Origin of the sequence: Aeromonas sp. FL131 (assembly GCF_049860615.1) — a bacterium.
Taxonomy (GTDB): Bacteria; Pseudomonadota; Gammaproteobacteria; order Enterobacterales; family Aeromonadaceae; genus Aeromonas; species Aeromonas hydrophila.
Window position 1 is genome coordinate 3,807,075 of the sequence record NZ_CP187595.1, and the last position, 20,919, is coordinate 3,827,993.

The 20,919-nt window shown below is 64.5% G+C and carries 18 protein-coding genes; 7 read left to right on the forward strand and 11 right to left on the reverse strand.

Translation table 11 applies throughout. From position 1 onward, the window contains the following. The first annotated feature begins 233 nt into the window (after positions 1 to 233). Together argE and ppc are read left to right on the forward strand one after the other, a co-directional pair. Positions 234 to 1,379: an acetylornithine deacetylase gene (gene argE / locus ACPW75_RS17610; RefSeq protein ID WP_045529046.1), complete on the forward strand. Its 1,146-nt coding sequence runs from the start codon at positions 234 to 236 to the stop codon at positions 1,377 to 1,379. 215 nt (positions 1,380 to 1,594) lie between these two features. Beyond that, positions 1,595 to 4,228 (forward strand): phosphoenolpyruvate carboxylase, encoded by a 2,634-nt coding sequence (ppc, locus tag ACPW75_RS17615; protein ID WP_077096407.1) that lies wholly within the window; start codon positions 1,595 to 1,597, stop codon positions 4,226 to 4,228. 425 nt (positions 4,229 to 4,653) lie between these two features. On the opposite strand, the gene ACPW75_RS17620 is transcribed toward ppc, so the two are convergent. Next, on the reverse strand, positions 4,654 to 7,122 hold the full coding sequence (locus ACPW75_RS17620) for a bifunctional aspartate kinase/homoserine dehydrogenase II (RefSeq protein WP_077096408.1): 2,469 nt from the start codon (positions 7,120 to 7,122) through the stop codon (positions 4,654 to 4,656). Beyond that, a complete protein-coding gene (gene metB / locus ACPW75_RS17625) occupies positions 7,122 to 8,285 on the reverse strand; it encodes a cystathionine gamma-synthase (protein WP_077096409.1) in 1,164 nt (387 codons plus the stop codon). The genes ACPW75_RS17620 and metB overlap by 1 nt, the downstream gene beginning before the upstream one ends. 208 nt (positions 8,286 to 8,493) lie before the next feature. On the opposite strand from metB, the gene metJ reads away from it, so the two are divergent. The 3 genes from metJ (at position 8,494) to ACPW75_RS17640 (ending at position 10,028) form a co-directional block, all read left to right on the forward strand. After that, positions 8,494 to 8,817 carry a met regulon transcriptional regulator MetJ gene (gene metJ / locus ACPW75_RS17630; RefSeq protein ID WP_005308521.1) on the forward strand — a complete coding sequence of 108 codons (324 nt, stop codon included), beginning with the start codon at positions 8,494 to 8,496 and terminating at the stop codon, positions 8,815 to 8,817. Between the two features lie 35 nt (positions 8,818 to 8,852). Next, the gene (locus ACPW75_RS17635; RefSeq protein WP_077096410.1) at positions 8,853 to 9,605 is read left to right on the forward strand and encodes an AraC family transcriptional regulator; all 753 of its coding nucleotides are present in this window, start codon (positions 8,853 to 8,855) and stop codon (positions 9,603 to 9,605) included. 84 nt (positions 9,606 to 9,689) lie between these two features. Continuing rightward, a complete protein-coding gene (locus ACPW75_RS17640; RefSeq protein ID WP_029301901.1) occupies positions 9,690 to 10,028 on the forward strand; it encodes a tRNA-binding protein in 339 nt (112 codons plus the stop codon). A gap of 72 nt (positions 10,029 to 10,100) precedes the next feature. Here the strand turns inward: ACPW75_RS17640 and ACPW75_RS17645 are convergent, their stop codons facing one another. From ACPW75_RS17645 to nudE, 3 genes are all read right to left on the reverse strand, one after another. After that, a complete protein-coding gene (locus tag ACPW75_RS17645; protein WP_044799096.1) occupies positions 10,101 to 11,372 on the reverse strand; it encodes an aromatic amino acid transport family protein in 1,272 nt (423 codons plus the stop codon). A gap of 412 nt (positions 11,373 to 11,784) precedes the next feature. Then, complete coding sequence (gene cysQ, locus ACPW75_RS17650; protein WP_011704554.1) at positions 11,785 to 12,597, reverse strand: 3'(2'),5'-bisphosphate nucleotidase CysQ; 813 nt, start codon at positions 12,595 to 12,597, stop codon at positions 11,785 to 11,787. 35 nt (positions 12,598 to 12,632) lie between these two features. Next, entirely contained in the window at positions 12,633 to 13,241 is a 609-nt protein-coding gene (gene nudE, locus ACPW75_RS17655; protein ID WP_016349349.1) for an ADP compounds hydrolase NudE, read from the reverse strand. Positions 13,242 to 13,379: 138 nt separating this feature from the next. Here nudE and yrfG point away from each other — a divergent pair, with 138 nt between their 5' ends. Continuing rightward, positions 13,380 to 14,048 carry a GMP/IMP nucleotidase gene (yrfG, locus tag ACPW75_RS17660; protein WP_077096411.1) on the forward strand — a complete coding sequence of 223 codons (669 nt, stop codon included), beginning with the start codon at positions 13,380 to 13,382 and terminating at the stop codon, positions 14,046 to 14,048. A 170-nt stretch (positions 14,049 to 14,218) separates the two neighbouring features. Here yrfG and tyrS read toward each other — a convergent pair whose 3' ends face one another. Next, the gene (gene tyrS, locus ACPW75_RS17665) at positions 14,219 to 15,487 is read right to left on the reverse strand and encodes a tyrosine--tRNA ligase (protein ID WP_077096412.1); all 1,269 of its coding nucleotides are present in this window, start codon (positions 15,485 to 15,487) and stop codon (positions 14,219 to 14,221) included. Positions 15,488 to 15,667: 180 nt separating this feature from the next. Between tyrS and ACPW75_RS17670 the strand changes: the two genes are divergently transcribed. Continuing rightward, positions 15,668 to 16,483 carry a helix-turn-helix transcriptional regulator gene (locus tag ACPW75_RS17670; protein WP_143238992.1) on the forward strand — a complete coding sequence of 272 codons (816 nt, stop codon included), beginning with the start codon at positions 15,668 to 15,670 and terminating at the stop codon, positions 16,481 to 16,483. A gap of 60 nt (positions 16,484 to 16,543) precedes the next feature. Here ACPW75_RS17670 and exeN read toward each other — a convergent pair whose 3' ends face one another. The 5 genes from exeN to exeJ form a co-directional block, all read right to left on the reverse strand. Further along, complete coding sequence (gene exeN / locus ACPW75_RS17675) at positions 16,544 to 17,299, reverse strand: GspN family type II secretion system protein ExeN (protein ID WP_017408951.1); 756 nt, start codon at positions 17,297 to 17,299, stop codon at positions 16,544 to 16,546. Positions 17,300 to 17,360: 61 nt separating this feature from the next. Beyond that, positions 17,361 to 17,852, reverse strand: coding sequence for a GspM family type II secretion system protein ExeM (exeM, locus tag ACPW75_RS17680; protein WP_016349344.1), 492 nt, complete (start codon positions 17,850 to 17,852; stop codon positions 17,361 to 17,363). Beyond that, positions 17,849 to 19,033 carry a GspL family type II secretion system protein ExeL gene (gene exeL, locus ACPW75_RS17685; RefSeq protein ID WP_029304526.1) on the reverse strand — a complete coding sequence of 395 codons (1,185 nt, stop codon included), beginning with the start codon at positions 19,031 to 19,033 and terminating at the stop codon, positions 17,849 to 17,851. The genes exeM and exeL overlap by 4 nt, the downstream gene beginning before the upstream one ends. Before the next feature lie 119 nt (positions 19,034 to 19,152). Further along, on the reverse strand, positions 19,153 to 20,166 hold the full coding sequence (gene exeK, locus ACPW75_RS17690; RefSeq protein WP_077096413.1) for a GspK family T2SS minor pseudopilin variant ExeK: 1,014 nt from the start codon (positions 20,164 to 20,166) through the stop codon (positions 19,153 to 19,155). Between the two features lie 89 nt (positions 20,167 to 20,255). After that, entirely contained in the window at positions 20,256 to 20,885 is a 630-nt protein-coding gene (gene exeJ / locus ACPW75_RS17695) for a GspJ family T2SS minor pseudopilin variant ExeJ (RefSeq protein WP_077096414.1), read from the reverse strand. Positions 20,886 to 20,919 lie beyond the last annotated feature (34 nt).

Sequence of the window (20,919 nt, forward strand, 5' to 3'; positions counted from 1 at the left end):
CATGGTGCTGCGGTGCACAAGGGGGTTCGATGCCCCATGCACAAGTGCGGAGGGGCAATTCAGGCGGGTGTGTGTCGTCGGTTATAGATCAGGTGACAGAACATTAACTTTCCCTTACAACTAGAAGCCTTGTCGATGAGCCACGTATTCAGGCAAACTTACAGAATATTCATGCACTCACTTTGCATTTGTATTTTCTAACAGAAACATTCCGGGGAAGCAAGGAGGAGCAGGTGGCCAATCTGGATTTTTTTTCACTCTACAAGAATATTATTGCGATTCCGTCCATCAGCAGCACGGATCCCCGCTGGGATCAGAGCAATGAGGCGGTGATCCGGCTGCTGGCCGACTGGTTCGGTCAGCTCGGTTTTCAGTGCGAGGTGACCGCCCTGCCCGATCTGCCGGGCAAGTTCAATCTGGTGGCGACGATAGGTCACGGCGAAGGGGGGCTGCTGCTGGCGGGCCACACCGATACGGTGCCGTTCGACGAGGGCGCCTGGCGCAAGGATCCCTTCAAGGTGACCGAAGAGGGCAACCGCCTCTATGGCCTCGGTACCATCGATATGAAGGGCTTCTTCGCCTTTATCGTCGAGGCGCTCAAGGAGATCGATCTCAAGACGCTCAACAAGCCGCTGCGCATTCTGGCTACCGCCGATGAAGAGACCACCATGGCGGGGGCCCGCGCCATCGCTGCCGCAGCCGAACTAAAACCCGACTACGCGGTGATCGGCGAGCCGACCGGGCTGGTACCGGTGGTGGCCCACAAGGGGCACATGTCGGAAGCCATCCGCATTACCGGCAAGAGCGGTCACAGCTCGGATCCCGCCAACGGCGTCAACGCGCTGGAGATCATGCACCAGGCCATGGGCCAGGTGCTCAAGCTGCAGCACAGCCTGAAGGAGAAGTACGCCGACCACAGATTCGCCGTGCCGCAGCCGACCCTGAACCTCGGCTACATCCAGGGGGGTGACAGCCCGAACCGCATCTGCGGTTGCTGCGAACTGCACATCGACATGCGCCCCACCCCGCAGGTGGGCCCCGACGAGCTGATGGGCATGCTCAAAGAGGCGCTCTCCCCCATCGAGATCCACCAGCCAGGCTGCCTGCACCTGCAGCACCTGCACGAGCCGATCCCCGCCTACGCCTGCGCCGATGACTCCGAGCTGGTGCGCGAGGCCGAGCGGGCAAGCGGCCGGGCCGCCGAATCCGTGAACTATTGCACCGAGGCCCCCTTCATCCAGCAGCTCGGTTGTGAAACCATAGTGCTGGGCCCCGGCCACATCGCCCAGGCCCACCAGCCGGACGAATATCTGGATCTGTCGTTCGTCAAACCGACCACCCGCGTATTGCAGCACCTGATCCGCCGTTTCTGTCTCTGAATTGACGGGAATGTAAGTAAGTTACATGACATCGCACCTCGGGACTGGTGATGGAAATACATGTTCTGAATCGGCCTGTTATTTGACCTTGCGCAGACAATCTGGGTAGATTGTCACCCTAAGATGACGGAGCATATGTTGTAATCGCACAACAATAAGTGAGGTCGTCTCTCACCCCGGATGGGTGTCAGGCACCAACAAGATAAGGATGTGGAATGAACGAAAAGTACGCCGCACTACGCGCCAACGTAGGCATGCTGGGTCAACTGCTGGGCAAGTCCATCAAGGATCATCAGGGACAGGCCTTCCTCGACAAGATCGAAACCATTCGCCAGCTGGCCAAATCCTCCCGCAAAGGCAATGAGACAGACCGGGAACGTCTGCTCGATACCCTGCGCAACCTGAGCGATGACGAGCTGCTGCCGGTGGCCCGCGCCTTCAGCCAGTTTCTCAACCTGGCCAACGTGGCCGAACAGTTCCACACCATCTCCCGTCGCTGCGAAGAGCAGGTCTGCACCCCGGATCCGCTCGAGCAGATGTTCGACAAGCTGAAAGCCTCCAACCTGTCGCAGGAGGCCATCATCCAGGCCGTGCGCGAGCTGGACATCGATCTGGTGCTGACCGCTCACCCCACCGAGGTGACCCGTCGCACCCTGATCCACAAGCACGTACAGCTCAACGACTGCCTCGAGGCGCTGGAGCTGTCCGATCTGCTGCCCCGCGAGCGGGACAAGATCCTCAATCGCATCGAACAGCTGGTCAACCAGGCCTGGCACACCAACGAGATCCGCGAACAGCGCCCGACCCCGGTGGACGAGGCCAAGTGGGGCTTCGCCGTGGTGGAAAACAGCCTGTGGCCGGCCATCCCCGAATTCATGCGCAATCTGGACGAGCGGCTGCAACACCACCTGGGTGTGCGGCTGCCGCTGGATGCCGCGCCGGTCAAGTTCACCTCCTGGATGGGCGGTGACCGCGACGGCAATCCCTTCGTCACCGCCAAGGTGACCGCCGAAGTGCTGGAGCTGGGCCGCTGGATGGCGGTGAGCCTGTTCTACAAGGACATCAAGGAGCTCACCTCCGAGCTCTCCATGTCCGACTGCACCGACGCCGTGCGCGAGCGGGTCGGCGATCACCCCGAGCCTTACCGCGCCCTGGTACGCGAGCTGCGCGAACAGCTGCGCGAAACCCAGGAGTTCCTCACCGCCAAGGTGCAGGGCCAGGCGAGCGAGAGCCGGGATCTGGTCAAGACCACCGCCCAGCTGCGCGAGCCGCTGGAGCTCTGCTACCACTCCCTGCACGCCTGCGGCATGGGCAACATCGCCGATGGCATGCTGCTGGACGTGCTGCGCAAGCTGGCCTGCTTCGGTATCCACCTGGTCAAGCTGGACATCCGTCAGGATGGCGAGCGCCACGGCCAGGTCTTCTCCGAGCTGACCCGCTACCTCGGCATGGGTGACTACGCCGAATGGAGCGAGGACGACAAGCAAGCCTTCCTGCTCAACGAACTCAACTCCCGCCGCCCGCTCATCCCGACCGACTGGGAGCCGAGCGACGAGACCCGCGAGACCCTGGACACCTGCAAGGTCATCGCCCAGCACGATCCCGATGCGTTCGGCATCTACATCATCTCCATGGCCGGCGCACCGTCCGACGTGCTGGCGGTGCAGCTGTTGCTCAAAGAGGCCGGCTGCAAGTTCCGCATGCCGGTCGCCCCGCTGTTCGAGACCCAGGAAGACCTGATGGCGGGTACCGCCGTGATGGAGCGCCTGCTGTCGGTGGACTGGTATCGCGGCTACATCCAGGGCCGTCAGTACGTGATGATCGGCTACTCTGACTCCGCCAAGGACGCGGGCATGATGGCCGCCGGCTGGGCCCAGTACGCCGCCATGGAATCCCTGGTGGCGCTGGCCGAGGCCAACAACCTGCGCCTCACCCTGTTCCATGGCCGTGGCGGTACCGTCGGCCGCGGTGGCGCCCCTGCCCATCAGGCGATCCTGTCGCAACCGCCAGGATCCCTGCGCGGTGGCCTGCGGGTGACCGAACAGGGCGAGATGATCCGCTTCAAGTTCGGCCTGCCGAAGGTGGCCATCCAGAGCCTCAACCTCTACACCAGCGCCGTGCTGGAGGGGAACCTGCTGCCACCGCCCAAGCCCAAGGAGTGCTGGCGCGCCGTGATGGAGCAGCTGGCGTCTGTCTCCTGCGATCACTACCGCAGTATCGTGCGCGGTCATCCGGACTTCGTGCCCTACTTCCGCGCCGCCACCCCCGAGATGGAGCTCGGCAAGCTGCCGCTCGGCTCGCGCCCCTCCAAGCGCAAGCCCAACGGCGGGGTCGAGAGCCTGCGCGCCATCCCCTGGATCTTCGCCTGGACCCAGAACCGGCTGATGCTGCCGGCCTGGCTCGGTGCCCACAAGGGGCTGCAGCAAGCCATCGCCGACGGTCAGAAAGGCGTGCTGGAAGAGATGAGCCGTCAGTGGCCCTTCTTCCGCACCCGCCTCGAGATGCTGGAGATGGTGTTCCTCAAGGCGGACGTCTGGCTGGCTGAATACTACGACACCCGGCTGGTGCCCAAGGAGCTGTGGGGCCTGGGCAAACAGCTGCGTCAGGAGCTTGCCGACTCCATCCAGGTGGTGCTGGAGCTGCGCCCGCAGGGCGACTTGCTCGACGACCAGCCCTGGATCAAGGAGTCCATCAAGCTGCGCAACCCCTACACAGACCCGCTCAACGTACTGCAGGTCGAACTGCTGGGCCGCTCGCGCAACCACCCGGAGACCCTGCATCCCGAGCTGGATCAGGCGCTGATGGTCACCATCGCCGGCATCGCAGCCGGTATGCGTAACACGGGTTGATAGTCGGGGCTATCAAGCTCCTCTCAATGACAAAGGGCGCCTCGGCGCCCTTTGTCATATCTACAGGACCCGCAGGAACCTTGATCGTCAGGTGTTGCCTCGAATTCGCAGGGGCGATTGGCCGTCAGGGCAATTGCCCGCTTGAGAGGAAGGGGGATGACACGGTGTCGCCGTGCTGGGCGCGAAGCCACCGCCTGGACAAGCGGGCTCGCCTCAGCGAATAAGAGGGGGAACCAATACCGTGCTCGTTCATGCTACCTGTGCAAGTCCGGTTATTACCTGACTCTTGCCTGCAACCTGTTGAAGAAGCTAAAAAACGGGCCGCTTACGGGATAGGGAAATCAGCCGGCAGACCTAAAAACCTGCCGCTAAACAATAAAAAGAGGCGCCACTGGCGCCTCTTTGACTGAATGGTTTGTTTGCTGTTACAGGCTGGCACAGATCTGCCAGAGGTCGTACTGGATGGCGGCGGCCGTCACTTCCCGGCCGGCGCCCGGCCCCTGAATCACCAGCGGGTTGGTGCGATAGCTGTCGCTCTCGATGGCGAAGATATTGTCGCACGGCAGCAGGTTGGCAAACGGGTGGTGGGGCTCCAGCGCCTCCAGCCCCACTCGCGCCTTGCCGTCGTGCTCGAAGCGAGCGACGTAGCGCAGCACCTTGCCGACCCGGCGCGCCCCCTCGAAAGCGGTCTGGATCGGGTCATCCAGCTCTTTCAGCCTGTCCATGAACTGATCCGTGCTCACCTTGCGCAGGGAGACAGGCACCAGGTTCTCCAGCTCGATATCGGCGGAGTCGAGCTCGAAGCCCGCCTCCCGCGCCAGAATGAGCAGCTTGCGGCGCACATCCTGGCCGGAGAGATCCTCGCGGGGATCCGGCTCGGTCAGGCCGTGCTGCCACGCCTCGTCCACCAGCTCGGAGAAGGGGCGGCTGCCGTCATACTGCTGGAACAGCCAGGAGAGGGTGCCGGAGAAGATGCCGGAAACCCCCTGAATGCGATCGCCGCTCTGGCGCAGCATCTGGATGCTGGACTGGATAGGCAGCCCGGCACCGACAGTGGCGTTGTAGCGCCACTGCACCTGATGGTCGCGGCAGGTCTGCTTGATGCGCTGGTAGAACTCGCTGTCGGCGGCGCCGGCAAATTTGTTGGCGGCGATGATGTGAATGCCGAGCTGGGCAAAGTCCGGGTAGTAGCGGCTCACCGTCTCGCTGGCGGTCATGTCCAGCGCAATCAGGGTATCGAATCCGTGCTGCTCCAGCTGGGCCAGCAGCTCGGGCCAGATCAGCGGCTTGGGATTGAAGTTGTCCTGCACCTTGAGCGGATCCAGCCCCTCTTCATCGAGCAGGCCCCCTTCCGAGCTGAACACCCCGTAGAGGGTGAGCGCCAGGTTCAGTTCATGCTCGAGCCGCGCCTTTTCGCGGGCATAGAGATTCAGCCAGTGGCCGCCGATATTGCCCTTGCCGAACACCACCAGCCCGACCCGGTTCGGGCGGCTGAACAGGGCGCTGTGCAGGGCGATCAGCAGCGGCTCCAGCACCACCTGGCGCAGCACGGCCACCAGGCTCAGGCCATCTTTGGCCACCTGCACGAACTCCAGCGGCTGATCCGCCAGCAGCTGGTAGAAACGGTGACACTGCTCGGCGTTGTCGGTGACGCCGGCCCCCACCAGCGCCACCAGGCTGTAGCCTTCGCGCTGGATAAGACCGGTGAAGCTGCCCTGCAGCTGGAAGTCGCGCAGCAGCTCGAACGCCCCTTGCGCCACCTCGAGGGTGTAGGCGAGGCGCAGGATCCGGCGATCTGGCTGGCGCTGCAGGGTAAGCGGGTTGAGGCGATGGCGGGCCAGATGGGCCTCGATGGTGGCCACCGTCTGCTCATAGTTTGTCTGCGGCAGTACCTTCAGCTCGATGAGAGCGATCTGATCCACCGAGGAGACGATGCGGGCGCCGCCGGAGCGGGGTGCACGGCGCAGGATGTGGGTGCAACCCTCGTCCGGGTTGTAGCTGCAGCGCAGGGTGAGCCGCTGGCGGCTGTCGGCCACCGGCTGCAGGGTGCGCGAGTGCAATACCGAGGAGCCGAGGCGGGCCAGCTCGTTGGCTTCGGCGAGGCTCAGGCGCTCCAGCAGACGCGCCTCCTTCACCCGACGCGGGTCGGCGCTGTAGACCCCGGCCACGTCGCTCCAGATGGTGGTGGATTCGCCGTCCGCCAGCAGGGCCAACAGGCTGGCGCTGTAGTCGGAGCCGTTGCGACCGAGCAGCAGGGAGCGTCCCTCCATGTCGGCGGCGATAAAGCCGGTCACCACGATGCGCCCGGCGTGTTCCGCCAGCCGCGCCTTGAGCAGTTCGCTGGACAGCGCGGTATCCACCTTGACCAGGGCACCATCCTCGGCGCGCAGGAAGCTGCGGGCATCGAGCCAGATGGCCTTGTCGCCGCGACTGGTGAGCAAGGCCGCCAACAGGCGCGCCGACCACACCTCGCCAAAGGCGAGCAGGCCGTTGCGCTCGAAGCGGTCAAACTGCCCCTCCAGGGTCTTGGCGATCAGCTGCATGTCGTCGGCCAGCTGCTGGCTCAGCTCGAGCTGAAGCTCCCCTTCCAGCAGGCCGTCGATCAGGCTCTGCTGATAGGCCTGCAGGGCCGAGATGGCCTCGCCGGCGGCTTCATCGCCTGCTTCGGCCAGCTCCACCAGCTGGATCAGCCGGTTGGTGGTCTTGCCGGCGGCGGAGACCACCACCAGCTCTCGCCCGCCCCCCTGCTGCTCGGCTTGCTGTTCGAGAATGCTGGCGACCCGGCGATAACAGACCGGATCCGCCAGACTGCTGCCACCGAATTTGTGGACGTGACGTCGCTTCAAGCCTGCTTCTGTTGCCACCGCGATCTCTCCTTGTTGCTGCTGTTCCATTACTTCGCCACCTGCTGTGCCTGTGCAAACGCCGCGGCCAGATCGGCCACCAGATCCTCACCGTGCTCGATACCGACCGACAGACGCAGCAGCTGGCTGCTGATGCCTGCCGCCTGCTGGGCGGCCGGGGTCATGGCCCTGTGGGTCATGCTGGCCGGATGGGCCACCAGACTCTCCACCCCGCCAAGGGATTCGGCCACCGAGAAGAGGGTGAGGGCCGCCAGGAAGGCGCGAATGCCCGCCTCATTGCAATCGAGCTCAAAACTTAGCATGGCGCCGAAGCCGGACTGTTGACGGCGCGCAATATCGTGGCCCGGATGGCTCGGCAGGCTGGGGTGATAGATGCGCTTGACCAGCGGTTGCTGCTGCAGGAAGGCGAGGATGCGGTCGGTGTTCTCCTGATGGGCGCGCAATCTGGGAGCCAGGGTGCGCAGGCCGCGCAGGGTGAGGTAGGAGTCGAACGCCCCGGAGGTGAGTCCCAGACAGTTGGCCCACCACACCAGGGAGTCGGCCAGCTCGGATTCCTTGGCGATCGCCACCCCGCCCACCACATCGGAGTGGCCGTTGATGTACTTGGTGGTGGAGTGCACCACCAGGTCCGCCCCCAGCGCCAGCGGCTGTTGCAGCAGCGGCGAGAGGAAGGTGTTGTCCACCGCCACCTTGGCTCCCGCCGCGTGGGACGCCTCGGCGATGGCGGCAATGTCCACCACCCGCAGCAGCGGGTTGGAGGGGGTCTCCACCCACACCAGCGCCGGCTGCTGGGCCAGCGCTTCGGCCAGTGCCGCCGCATCCCCCTGATCGACGAACTGCACCCGGTAGTGGCCCTTGGCCGCCAGGTACTCGAACAGGCGCCAGGTGCCGCCATAGCAGTCGTGGGGAGCGATCAGCAGATCCCCCGCCTTGAGCAGGGCGGTGGTGACCAGATGGACGGCCCCCATGCCGGTGCCGGTCACCACGGCGCCGGCCCCCCCTTCCAGCGCCGCCAGGGCGTCCGCCAGATTGGTGCGGGTCGGGTTGCCGGAGCGGGCATAATCGTATTGACGGGGCTCGCCAAAGTCGGCAAAGGTGTAGTTACTGGAGAGGTAGATGGGCGGCACCACGGCACCGTGTTGCTGGTCAGTCTCAATCCCGGTGCGCACTGCTTGGGTGGCCTTGTGGGTCATGTCACTCTCCTTGATGTCTCTTCACACGCTGGCATGCTGTTTCTGCCACGCGCCATCCCGCCATTGCAGGCTCATGGTGAACCACACTACGCCAGCTTAAAAAGGCCGTCAACACTTCTAGACGTCTAAATGGCTTTGCTGTTGGATTGCCATTAAATTCCTTAAGGGTTAAAATCCGCGCTCACGGCTAAATGAGAACAGGTGGATCATGGGTACAGAGTGGAACGGCGACTACGTCAGCCCCTACGCGGAACACGGTAAAAAGAGCGAACAGGTCAAGAAGATTACCGTCTCGATCCCGCTCAAGGTGCTGAAGGTGTTGACCGATGAACGCACCCGCCGTCAGGTGAACAACCTGCGTCATGCGACCAACAGCGAGCTGCTCTGCGAAGCCTTCCTGCACGCCTTCACCGGTCAGCCGCTGCCCTGCGACGAAGATCTGCGCAAGGATCATCCGGACAGCGTCCCCGCCGAGGCGCGTGCCATCATGGAAGCTCTGGGCAAAGAGATCGAAGATTTCGACGCCGAGTAATCCTGCAGCAGATGCCAAACAGCAAACCCCCTTCGATGACGCGGCCCCAGGCCGCGTCATCGCTATCCGCCCCTTTCAGCCTGCGTCGCTACCAGAGCGACGTCTGCAGCCACAGCCACGACCATGCCCAGCTGGTGATCCCCCTCGAGGGTCCCATCGAGATCGAGGTACAAGGCCAGGGGCGGCGGCTCGCGCCCGGCTTTGCCTGCATCATCGCCCCCGGTGAGCGGCACGACTACGCCGCCGATCCGGCGCTCTCGTTTCTGGTGCAGGAGAGTCACTGGCTGCCCGGCGAGCTGGGCGAGCGCCCCTTCATCGAGCTGGACCAGGCCCAGCGCCACTACCTCGCCTTCCTGCACCGCATGGTGGCCGAGGGGCGCCATGTGGCCGGCATGGAGCAGGTGTGGCTGGGTCTGCTGGCAGAGGCGCAGCAGGCAGGCTCGCGCGGCCGTGCCCGCCTCGCCCCGCGCATCGGCAAGGTGCAGCGCCATATCGAGGCACATCTCGCCGAGCCCCTCAGCAACGAGCAGCTGGCCGCCATCGCCTGCCTCGGCCAGAGCCAGTTCAAGCACGCCTTCCAGCAGCAGGTGGGGATGAGCGTCTCCCACTACATCCGGACGCGACGCATGGCGCTGGCGCGTACCCTGCTCGCCCACACCGCTCTGCCCGTCGGCGAAATAGCCAGCCGCTGCGGTTACCAGAATCAGGGGGCCTTCGCCGAGCGCTTCCTGGCCGAAACCGGACTGACCCCTTCCCTCTGGCGCCAACAAAACGGCCGCTTGCCGTAACCGGGCGGCCGTTTGCCGAAGACGGCGCAGGTCGTTTCGAGGCATGCTGAGGCTCATGCAAGGTATGGGCAACGAGGAGCCAAGATGCAGACCATAAGCTGGCAGGATTTCGAGATGGTGGAGCTCAGGGTGGGCACCCTGGTGCGGGTCGAGCCCTTCCCCGAGGCGCGCCGCCCGGCCTACAAGGTGTGGGCGGATTTCGGCCCCGAGCTCGGGGTGCGCAAGAGCAGCGCCCAGATCACCGACCTCTACCAACCGCAGGAGCTGGTGGGCCGCCAGATCGTCGCCGTGGTGAACTTCCCCCCCAAACAGATAGGCCCGATCCAGTCGGAGTTTCTGCTGACCGGTTTCTACCGGCCGGACGGCGCCGTGGTGATCGCCATCCCCGAGCAGGCGGTGGAGAACGGCGCCAAGCTGGGCTGAGGCCGCAACCGAACCGATACAAGAGAGGCGACCCTGGGGTCGCCTCTCTTTTTTGCTGCGGGTTGCTCGCCGTTACTTCAGCAGGCTGAAGATCAGCGCCGACACCGCCAATGAGCCGGTCAGCAGGATGAAGCCGTTGGCCCAGCGGTGGCGGAAGCGGGCCAGCGCCTCCACCTTGTAGATGGCCACCACCGGCATGATGAACAGGATCATGGCGATCACCGGGCCGGAGAGGGTCTCCATCAGTCCCAGGATCCCAGGGTTGATGATGGCGGCGCCCCAGATGGAGAAGAACATCAGGGCGATGCCGAGCCGGTCCGCCTTGGCCAGCGACAGGCCGGTGGGCTTGGCGATCAGGCTTTTCAGGCTCTCACGGGCACCGAGGAAGTGGCCGAGGAAAGAGGAGCTGATGGCGATGAAGGCGATGAGCGGCCCCAGGGTCACGATCACCGGGTTGTCGGTGATGTTGGCGAGATAGGAGAGCACCGAGACGTTCTGGGCCTTGGCCTCGGCCAGCTGGGCTGGCGAGAGACTCAGCACGCAGGAGAAGACGAAGAACAGCACGAAGCCCACCAGCATGACGGTGGTGTTGCGCAGGATCAGGCTGCTCTTGGCTTCCGCCTGCTCGCCGTACTCCCGGCGCTGCACGTTGGCAAAGCCCGAGATGGCGGCGGCGTGGCTGAAGGCGAACACGGTGACCGGCAGCGCCAGCCAGACGGTATTGAGGAAGCTGCCGCCCTCCAGGCTACCCAGCTGCGGCCACTGCCACTGGGGGATCAGATAGCAGGAGAGCGCCGCCAGGATGGCCGCCAGCGGATAGACCATGACGGCAAAGGCGCGCAGCATCGCCTTCTCACCGGCCAGCATCACGGCGATCATGGCAAACACCAGCAGGCCGGAGAGCATCACCCGGTTCGGGGCATCCATGCCGAGCTGATTGATCATGAAGCTCTCCACCGTGTTGGTCAGCCCGACCCCGTAGATGAGCAGGATCGGGAAGATGGAGAGGAAGTAGAGCGCCGAGATGAGGCGGCCGGCCATCTTGCCGAAGTGCTCCTGGGCCACCTCGGTGAAGTCGGCGTGGGGGCGCGATGAGGAAAGCACGAAGCGCGCCAGCCCACGGTGGGCCAGGAAGGTCATGGGGCCGGCCAGCACGGAGACGATGATGAGGGGCCAGATCCCGCCCAGACCCAGGTTGATGGGCAGGAACAGGATGCCGGCGCCGACGGCGGTACCAAACAGGCTGATGACCCAGTGGGTGTCGTGGCGGCGCCAGGGGGTGGCGCTGACGGTGGTGGAGCAGGAACCGGACAGCTCCTTGGTGACGTCTACAGATAAACTCATTACTAATTCACTTTTTGTTAGTGTTTTAATCTGAGTTAATTGTGGTTTATCGGGATTTAATTCTCAAAAGTCCCCCCTGAAACATATCACTACCATTACGGGCTTCAGCCAGTGAGATTGGGAATGGAATCGGGATCACATAAATGAGTAAAACTAAATTCCGTTAAATTAACGAAATTTAAAACCAAATTTTCACTATTGGTCAATTTTTTATTTTGGCCAAATGATCGTTTGCAGAATTACCTGAAAAATCGTGCCATTCCGTCGCCCTCTCTTGTGATGATTCACTGTCATTCCCGCGCTTTGCCAGCGGATATTTCTGTTCATCCCCGATAAAACCAGCGGATCACACCATGCAATCAGGCGGCCATGGAGCCGCCTGATTGTCGTCAATGATGACCTGTTCACCCGCTCAGTGCGCCAGAATGCTGCCCCAGGCGAGATCCGGATCCCCCATCACGATGAAGTCCGGGTTCTCCAGCGACTCCGTCTCGTTGTAGCGCAGCGGCTGCAGCGCCAGGCTGAGGATGCGGCCACCGGCCGCCTCGACGATGCACTGGGCGGCGGCGGTGTCCCACTCGCCGGTGGGGCCGAGCCGCACGTAGCAGTCGGCCGCCCCTTCCGCCACCAGACAGGACTTGAGTGAGCTGGAGCCGAGCGGGATCAGCTCGTAGTTGATGGCCGGGTTGAGGCGGCGGGTCAGGTTCTCCAGCTTCTGGCGACGGCTGATGGCCACCACCAGCGAATCGGGTTGATCGTGCTCGTGGTGCATGGCGCTGATGGGATGCACCTCGCCGTTCGCCTCCTTGAAGGCGCCATGACCGCGCACCGCCCAGTAGAGCACGTTCGACTCGGGGGCATAGATGACGCCGAGCACCGGCACATTGTCCTGCACCAGGGCGATCAGAGTGGCGAAGTCACCGCTGCCGGCGATAAACTCGCCGGTGCCGTCGAGGGGATCCACCAGCCAGTACTGACGCCAGTTGGCGCGCTGGCTGAAGGGGATGTCGGCCGCCTCTTCGGTCAGCACGGGAACATGGGGAGTGAGCGCCGACAGCGCCTGTTTGAGGTAGGCATCGGCAGCAAGATCGGCACTGGTGACCGGGGTCGCATCCTCCTTCAGCTGACGCTCGAACTGACCGCCGTGATAGATTTCGTGAAGGATCCTGCCCGCTTCGCGCGCGATCTCCTTGACCCCCGGCACCCAGGCCAACAACTCCTGCATCTTGTTATCCTCTGTATTCAAACTGCCCCTGCGGGCTACTCTGCCTGCTCCGCCAGCCAGCGTTGGGCCAGCAGCAGCGCACTGATGCTGCGCGACTCGGTGAAGTCGGGTCGCGCCAGCAATTCGTCGATCCGGTTCAGCGGCCAGGGGATCACCTCGAGGGGCTCGGGCTCGTCGCCCACCCGCTGCTCGGGGAAGAGATCCCGCGCCAGCAAGATGTCCATCCGGCTGGAGAAGTACCCCGGCGCCAGCGACACCTGCTTGAGCAAGGTCAGGCTGTTGGCGCCGAAGCCCGCCTCCTCCATCAACTCCCGGTTGCCCGCCTCGAAGGCATCTTCGCCCGGGTCGATCAGCCCCTTGGGGAAGCCCAGCTCGTAGGAGTGAGTGCCCGCCGCGTACTCGCGCACCAGCAGCAGGGTGTGGGCATCGAACAGCGGTACCACCATGACGGCGCCCCGGTTGCCGCCGCGCATCCGCTCGTAGACCCGCTCCTCGCCGTTGGAAAACTTGAGGTGGAGCGACTCCACCTTGAACAGCCGGCTCTCGGCCACGATCTCGGCCTTGAGGATCTCCGGCTTGCTCTTGTCGTGCGCCATGGTGTCGACGCTGAGGTGGACGGGTTTGCGTTGGTGGAGGTCACTCATCGGGGCTGGCTGCTCGTTAAAAAATCGTGTTTCAAGAGTAAACGACTCCCCTCTCGAACACCACGGGGCAAGGGTGGGAAAGCGGCGGGAAAAATCCGTTATAATGCCCGCCCATTTCGACCCGACCACCGAGGCCCCATGCCGACCCCACTGCCCTGGCACCAGATAGACACTGTCCTGCTCGATATGGATGGCACCCTGATCGATCTCCATTTTGACAACCACCTCTGGCAACAGCTGGTACCCGAGCGCTATGCCGAGCGGCTCGGCCTGCCGCTGGCCGAGGCCAGAGTGCAGATCGAGGCGCACTACCAGGCCGTCAGCGGCACCCTCAACTGGTACTGCGTGGATTACTGGAGCGAAACGCTGGGGCTCGACATCCGAGCCCTCAAGCAGGAGATCCTGGCCAAGATCCAGTGGCGGCCCCACGTCATCCCCTTCCTGGCCGCGCTGCGGGCCGCGGGCAAGCAGCTGGTGCTCTTCACCAATGCCCACCCCGCCAGCCTGTCGGTGAAGGATGCGCAGCTGGGGCTGGCCGGCCACCTCGATCTGATGGTGAGCACCCACGAGCTGGGCTGGTCGAAGGAGAGCCAGCACTGCTGGCAGGCACTGGGCGAGCGGCTGGCGTTCGACCCGACCCGCACCCTGTTCGTGGATGACAGCGAGCGGATCTTGCGTGCCGCCGCCGACTACGGCATCGGCTATCAGCTCGCCATCCAGAACCCGGACAGTTGCCAGCCCGAGCAGCACATCACCGCCTTCCCGGCGATCCGGGATTACGCCGAGCTATTGCCGCTGGCCGGGTAAGCCGAAATGCAGGGGAGCATCTGGGCAACCAGACACCGCCTCCCCCATCCCTTCCGCGACTGCGCCGAGTTATTGCCGCTGGCCATGTAAGCCAACAGGGCTACAAGGCTCTCGAACTGATGGATAAACAAAAGGGCTGCCCAGGCAGCCCTTGTCCATCAAGGGGCGACTCACCCCAGCCACGTCACCAGCCGGTACTGCTTCTTGCCCCGGCGCAGCAGCAGGTAGCGGCCGAACAGCCGATAGTCGGTGGTGAGCTGCTCATCCCGGCGGATCTCGCCGTTGAGGCTGATGGCGCCTGCCGCCAGCAGCTCGCGGGCGATCCGCTTCGAGTTGGCCAGACGGCTCTCCACCAGCAGGGTCACCAGATCGGTTTCCCCCTCGATTCGGCAGCTTGGCATGCCATCCTGCGCCAGCTGGGCCAGATCGCTCTCGCCAAGGCGGGCCACCTCGCCACTGAACAGCAGTTCGCTGATGCGCTGCGCCGCTGCCAGCGCCCCCTTGCCGTGCACCAGCTCGGTCAGCTCCTCGGCCAGCACCTGCTGGGCCAGTTTGCGCCCTTGCCGCTTCGCATCCTCAGCCTCTAGCACCTCAAGCTCGGTCAGCTGCATAAAGCTGTAGTAGCGCAGGAAGCGGTAGACATCCTCGTCCGCCGTGCCGAGCCAGAACTGGTAGAAGGCGTAGGGAGAGGTGAGGGCCGGGTCGAGCCAGATAGCGCCGCCTTCGGTCTTGCCAAACTTGGTGCCGTCAGCCTTGGTGATGAGCGGCAGCGTCATGCCATACACCTGGGCCTGATTGAGGCGGCGGGTGAGATCCATGCCGCTGGTGATGTTGCCCCACTGGTCGTTGCCGCCGATCTGCAGGGTGCAGCCGAGGCGCTGGTTGAGCACCGCGAAGTCTTGGGATTGCAGCAGGGCGTAGGAGAACTCGGTGAACGAGATGCCCTGATCCGGGCGGGCCAGCCGCTGGCGCACCGATTCGCGGGCCAGCATGGCGTTGACCGAGAAGTGCTTGCCGATGTCGCGCAGAAAATCGAGGGCGGACATCTGCCCCATCCAGTCGGCGTTGTTGACCAGTTGCGGCGCCGCCAGCCCTTCGCTCGCTGGCAGCAGCGCTTTTATCTGGGCCGACAGACTTGCTACCCAGCCCTGCACCGTCTCGGCGCTGTTGAGGTTACGCTCGGTCGCCTTGAAGCTGGGATCGCCGATAAGTCCGGTGGCACCGCCCACCAGTGCCACCGGAGTGTGACCCGCCAGCTGGAAGCGGCGCAGCATCAGCAGTGGCACCAGATGGCCGATGTGCAGGCTGCCGGCAGTGGGATCGAACCCGCAGTAGACGGTGCGCGGGGTCGCAAGATGGTCGGCCAGCGCCGCCGGGTCGGAGTTCTGGGCCACCAGGCCGCGTCGGGTCAGCTCATCGAGCAGGTGGGGGTTGATCATGGGTTCTCCAATAGCAAGGGGAAAAGCCCACATCCTCGCCGCTCCGGCCTGCGCCGAATATGTCCCCCAGGGGACAGTTTTGCCACTCTCGTGCTAGCATCCGGCTATCGTGTGACCATCGCACAACCATAGCGGGAAGCCTGCCCGCCACCCGGAAGCCATCGCCATGAACCAGCGCCCATGATCCAGACTCTTGCCACAGATGCCCGGACCCGCAGCATGACCGAGGTGGTCGATGCCCTGCACGGCAGCGCCTTTCCGGCGGCACTGGTGCGTCTTATCCAGCAGCAGGTGGCGTTCGACTGTGCCCTGCTGCTCGGGGTGGGGCAGCGCCCCGTTTACCTCTATGACAACCTGCACCACCAGCGGGCGCTGCTGTTCGATCGCTACCTCACCCGCCACTTCAGTCAGGATCCCTTTATGCAGGCGCTGGAACAGGGTCTGGAGGCCGGGGTCTGGACGCTGGCGCAGGTGTCGCGGGGGCGGCTAGATCCCGAGTATCGCCACCACTTCTATCAGGCCACTGGCTGGCAGGAGGAGGTTGGATTGATCCTGCCGGTGCGCGGCGGCCTCACCCTGATGCTGTTTCTGGGGCGGCTCGACAAGCGCAGCACCCTCAGTCGTGACGAGCTGGCCAGGCTGGAGGTACTGTTTCCGCTGGTACATTCGCTGTGCCGCCAGCACTGGCGGGAGGGAGCCGCGTTGCTGGCACAGAGTCCGGTACTGCCGGGTGGCACCGATCTCAAGGCGACGGTGGAGCAGGCCATCGCCAGCGTGGGGGGCGCGAGCCTCACCCGCCGTGAACGCCAGGTGGCGGGATTGCTGTTGCAGGGGTTGGATACCGAGGCCATTGCCGGTGCGCTCGGCATCGGCAGCGGCACGGTGAAGAATCACCGCAAGCACCTCTACGCCAAGCTGCACCTGCGCTCGCGGGCCGAGCTGTTCCGCTTCTTCCTCAATCACCTCATCACGGCGCCGGCCGGCACCACCCCATAACGACACCACCCCGCCGGGGCGGGGTGGTGTTCATGCATGCCAGATCAGACAGCAAGGCCGTCAGATGCGGCCCTGGTAGCGTAGCGGGAAGCGCCCCTGACCGTCGGGCTGGCCAAGGAAGGGCAGCCCCTGCTTCATCTGCTCCGGCAGCTCGGGCCCGGGTTTGAGGGTGCCCTGGAACAGGTACTGGCGATTGGCCTGCAGCTCCAGCTTGCCCTGCACCTGCACCGCCTCCGAGCCCTGCTTGAGCTCGGCCACCAGCCGGGAGTCGATGCAGGTCAGCTTGATCTCGGGATCCCCCAGCACCAGCTTGCCGGCCGGGGTATCGGCATCGGCCCCGTACCAGTAGAGGTTGCCGTAGAGGTTGTCGCACCAGGGGTTGCCCTGGGCAACCTGATCGAGCTTGAGCTGCAGCTGGCCAGCCACCGTCACCGGCACGGGCAACTGCATCGGCACCCGCGCCAGCAGCCAGGGGGCCGGCACGTTGAGGGTGATGTCGCGGCCAAAGGCGGCGCCGCTCCAGCCAACCACCCCCTGCCCGTTGAGGCCGCTGCGCTCGCCAAAGCGCAGGGACACCTCAGGGGCAAAACGCAGCAGCGACCAGCCGTTGAGCTCCCAGCGCAGCTGGGTCAGCGACTCGCTGGCGTATTGCAGGCGGGCAACCTGGCCGCTCCAGAGGGTGCCGCTCACCCCTTCCAGCTGTACCAGGGGCGGCAGCGGCAGGTAGCGCACCACCAGAGACGCCGGCAGCTTGGCCAGCAGGAAAACCAGATAGGCCGCCAGAAACAGCACGGCAATCAGCACTCTTTGCTTCATAGAAAACGACTCGACTGCAAACGCCCGCTCAGGCATATGGCCCTGCTCGGGACGCGTTGTTTCATTGGGGACGGCTCAGCTGCAAGCGGCGTACCTTGACCAGGCCGGGCGCCAGATTCTCGCGGGCCACCTCGATCACCTGCACCTGCACGCCATGGCGATCTGCCAGGGTCGCCAGCCAGATCAGCAGGTCATCGAACGCCACCGTGTCGATCCACACCTGCAACTCCTGACCCTGGGGCTGCAAGCGGGCAATCTTGATCTTCTGGTTGAAGGCAGTGCGGTTGACCACCCCTTCCAGGGTGCCGCTGGTATCGAGCTGGCGGCCCTGGCCACCCTGCAGCGCCAGCACCTCTTCACCCTTCTCTTTCAGCCAGGCGAGGGTCTGCTGCTGGCTCAATACCTGCCGCTCGCGCTCGTCGATGCGATTGCCGATGGGCTGCCAGATAACCCAGTAGCAGAAGCCGATCAACAGCACGCTGCCGCCCACCGCCACCAGCCGCTGCTCGCGGGCGCTGATGCCGCGCCACCAGCCTTGTAGTTTGTCCATCATGATGATTTACCCTTCAGCACCAGTGCCCCTTCAACCTTGCCTTCGGTGCTGCGCACCTCCCCCTGTTGCACGTCGAAGCGCTTGCCGGCCAGCTCGCGAAAACGCTCGATCTCGGCAAAACCGGGGGCCGTCACCTGCAACCTGAGCTCGCCGCGAGCCGCGTCGAAACGCAGCACCTCGGGCTTGAGGCCGGGCACTTCGGCGAAGGTGGGCGCCAGCTCGGTCAGCACCATCAACACCCCGTCCTGCGGCGTCTGCCCCAGTTGCTGGAGGTGCTGGGTCATCTGGCTGCGCACGTTGACGATGCGGCTCTCCCCCGGGAAGATCCGGGTGTAGACCTGCCGGATCTCCGCCTTGAGCGCCTTGTCCTGCTCCGCCAGCTGATAGAGCTGCACGCCGCGCTGGGCGAACGCCACCACCAGCAGCGCCCCGGCCACCACCGCCACCTTGCGCCACTGTTGCCAGTAGCGGGAGTATTCGGTCTGCGGCCGGTAGGGCCCCTGCAGCAGGTTGGCCTGACTGGCGAGTGCACCCCGGGCCAGCAGCAGCATGGGCAGCTCGGGATCGGCCGCCTGCCAGCTGGCCGCCGCAATGGCCGGCGGCGGGGTATGGCAGTGAATGGTCACCGGCGCCGGCTCCGCCGCCAGCAGCATGGCCAGCAGCGGCTCGTCGGCGACGATGCCCTGGCAGGGCCCCTGGCGCAGCAACCACTCCTTGCCCAGTTGCAGCGCCGACCAGCCCTCGCTCGCCTGCGGCAGCGCCAGCACGTCCGGCAGCAGTTGCCGGCTCTTGAGACCAGCCTGCTCCAACCAACCGAGCCAGGTCTGCATCTTCTCCTTGTCGACCGCCATCAGGTCCACCTCGTGACCCTGATGACCCAGCACCACCAGGTGCAACTCATCCACGTCGGAGGCGATTTGCTCCTCCAGCAGATAGGGCAAGGCGGCCGCACTCTGGCGGCTGTATTTGCCCGGCAGGCTCACCCGCCGGAAGATAAGATCGCTGCCGGGCACCAGCACCACCGCCGGACGGCCACCGGCCCGCTCCTGCAGCTCGCCAAGGGCATGGGCCGAGGCCAGGGTACCGGAGGCGATCACCTCCTCTTCCCCGCCCGACCACACCAGCCACTCGACCGGCTGCTGCGCATTGGTCCCCAGACGGATGACCAGACTCTCGCTCACTAATGTCTCTCCTGCCATGCCCGCTCGCATCCCTCGGGATGGTCGGGCGCGCAGCCATGGGCTGCAGTCCAATCGGGGGATGGCGCGGGCCGGCCAACGGCCGTCACCCGCCTCCCTTGTTATTCGGCGCCGCCGTTCAGACGGCGCAGCATCACCAGCTTGTTGTCCTTGCCGCGCACGAAGACGCTCTCCAGCCGGGCGCGGGTGTCACCCACCTCGGCAATCAGCCTGGCCTCGAAATAGCTGCTCTTGACGTCCAGCGCCGCATCCAGCCCCTGGATGTTGCTCACCTGTACCGGCATCTGGTCCGTCATCTCCTTCTTGTTCTTCCACCCCTTCTGGGGACGGCTGGTCAGCACCCGCTTGGCATCGTCAAGCCCCACCTTGTCCAGATAGAGCGCCACCAGCAGGGCCGACTGCTCCGGCCGGATGGTGTTGACGTTCACCACCAGCTTGTCGTTGGGCAGGGCGCACACATAGGGCGCCAGCCGGGCGTACAGTTTGGCGCTCACCCCGCGCACCGCCCGCAGCTCGTCGGTGCCGAGCATCCACTGGTTGGCGGTCAGATAAGGGGGGTTGAGCCCTTCGTAATAGGCATCCTCGGCGCCGTAGCTCGACACCAGCACGGTATCCTTGTCGGTCCAGTCCCGGATGGCATCGGTCAGCTGCACCGCCTCGTAATCTTCCACCTCAAGCTGCTTGAGCAGCGCCTTGAACACCTTGACCGGATAGGGCTGCTTCTCCAGATCGTCGCCGCTGATCCCGTCTTTCAACGGCACGCTCAGGCTGTTGAGGTTGAAGCAGGATTGCAGATCCCGCACCCGGCCGGTGAGCTTGCCGTCATCCACCGGGAAGACCGCATCCTGGCGTGCCCAGTTCTGCCCCAGGCTGACCACGTTGGGGTCGTCCTTGAAATCCTGGGCCAGCACCTTGCTCACCAGCGCCTCCGCCGACATGGCATACCACCAGGCCTGCTTACCGGCGGTGAGGTTGGCGGTGCGACGCAGCTCCAGCTGCAGGCGACCGCTCATGTTGCTGGCGATGATCACCATCACCGACAGGATGAGCAGCACCACCAGCAGGGCCATGCCCCCCTGACGGCCTGGGCGGGAAAAACGACGATCAGCTGCCATTTTCAGCCCTCTGGCCACCAGCGCCGATCAGGAACTGGCGACATCGAATAGTGCCGTCATCCTCCGTGACGGACAGGGGAAAATGACGATCAGTTACCATTCTCTGCCCTCTGTCCACCGGCCCCGATCAGGAACTGGCGGCGGATGGTGCCGTAGTCTTCCAGATCCAGCTCCACCGCCAGCCCGTAGGGCAGCACGTTGCGCTGGGTCCACTCCTCTTTCCAGGCCCCCTTGTCGTAGAAGTAGAGCCGTAGCGCCGTCACCCGCTCCAGCATCGGCTGGATGCGCGGCTCGGTGCCGATCACCGGATCCGGGTAGAGGTAGCTCAGCCGCTCCAGCTTGTGATCCTTGAGCCGCCAGCCAACCCGCTGCAAGCCGGAGCGCGGCAGCATGCCGTCCGGGTTGAGCCAGCCGCCGCGCATGAAGGCCATACCCCAGTCGTCGCTCTGCTGGCCGAAGCGGGAGGCCGCCAGCAGCACTTTGTTGTTCTCACCGTCGATGCGGCCGCTGCGCGGCACCATCTGGGTGACGTCCCGCTCCAGCACGGAGAAGGCCAGTTGCAGCTCGGAGAGACGCGCCTCCTTGCGCTTGGCCACCTCGTCGCTGGTGAGCACCCCTTGCAGCACCTGATAGGCGCCCATGCTCAGGCCGGCGAAGATGGCGATGGCCACCAGCATCTCCAGCAGGGTAAACCCCGCCTGACGCTGGCTCCGGAGCATGGAGACTCGTTGGTGAATGTTCGTCGGCTGATGC

Excerpts from the sequence above, each read along its gene's own strand:
- exeJ (WP_077096414.1), bottom strand. The coding sequence starts at position 20,885 with ATGCTCCGGAGCCAGCGTCAGGCGGGGTTTACCCTGCTGGAGATGCTG.
- nudE (WP_016349349.1), bottom strand. The coding sequence starts at position 13,241 with ATGAGTGACCTCCACCAACGCAAACCCGTCCACCTCAGCGTCGACACC.
- tyrS (WP_077096412.1), bottom strand. The coding sequence starts at position 15,487 with ATGATCAACCCCCACCTGCTCGATGAGCTGACCCGACGCGGCCTGGTG.
- cysQ (WP_011704554.1), bottom strand. The coding sequence starts at position 12,597 with ATGCAGGAGTTGTTGGCCTGGGTGCCGGGGGTCAAGGAGATCGCGCGC.
- ACPW75_RS17640 (WP_029301901.1), top strand. The coding sequence starts at position 9,690 with ATGCAGACCATAAGCTGGCAGGATTTCGAGATGGTGGAGCTCAGGGTG.
- metB (WP_077096409.1), bottom strand. The coding sequence starts at position 8,285 with ATGACCCACAAGGCCACCCAAGCAGTGCGCACCGGGATTGAGACTGAC.
- yrfG (WP_077096411.1), top strand. The coding sequence starts at position 13,380 with ATGCCGACCCCACTGCCCTGGCACCAGATAGACACTGTCCTGCTCGAT.
- ACPW75_RS17620 (WP_077096408.1), bottom strand. The coding sequence starts at position 7,122 with ATGGAACAGCAGCAACAAGGAGAGATCGCGGTGGCAACAGAAGCAGGC.
- ACPW75_RS17645 (WP_044799096.1), bottom strand. The coding sequence starts at position 11,372 with ATGAGTTTATCTGTAGACGTCACCAAGGAGCTGTCCGGTTCCTGCTCC.
- exeM (WP_016349344.1), bottom strand. The coding sequence starts at position 17,852 with ATGATGGACAAACTACAAGGCTGGTGGCGCGGCATCAGCGCCCGCGAG.
- ppc (WP_077096407.1), top strand. The coding sequence starts at position 1,595 with ATGAACGAAAAGTACGCCGCACTACGCGCCAACGTAGGCATGCTGGGT.
- ACPW75_RS17670 (WP_143238992.1), top strand. The coding sequence starts at position 15,668 with ATGATCCAGACTCTTGCCACAGATGCCCGGACCCGCAGCATGACCGAG.
- exeK (WP_077096413.1), bottom strand. The coding sequence starts at position 20,166 with ATGGCAGCTGATCGTCGTTTTTCCCGCCCAGGCCGTCAGGGGGGCATG.
- metJ (WP_005308521.1), top strand. The coding sequence starts at position 8,494 with ATGGGTACAGAGTGGAACGGCGACTACGTCAGCCCCTACGCGGAACAC.
- ACPW75_RS17635 (WP_077096410.1), top strand. The coding sequence starts at position 8,853 with ATGACGCGGCCCCAGGCCGCGTCATCGCTATCCGCCCCTTTCAGCCTG.
- exeN (WP_017408951.1), bottom strand. The coding sequence starts at position 17,299 with ATGAAGCAAAGAGTGCTGATTGCCGTGCTGTTTCTGGCGGCCTATCTG.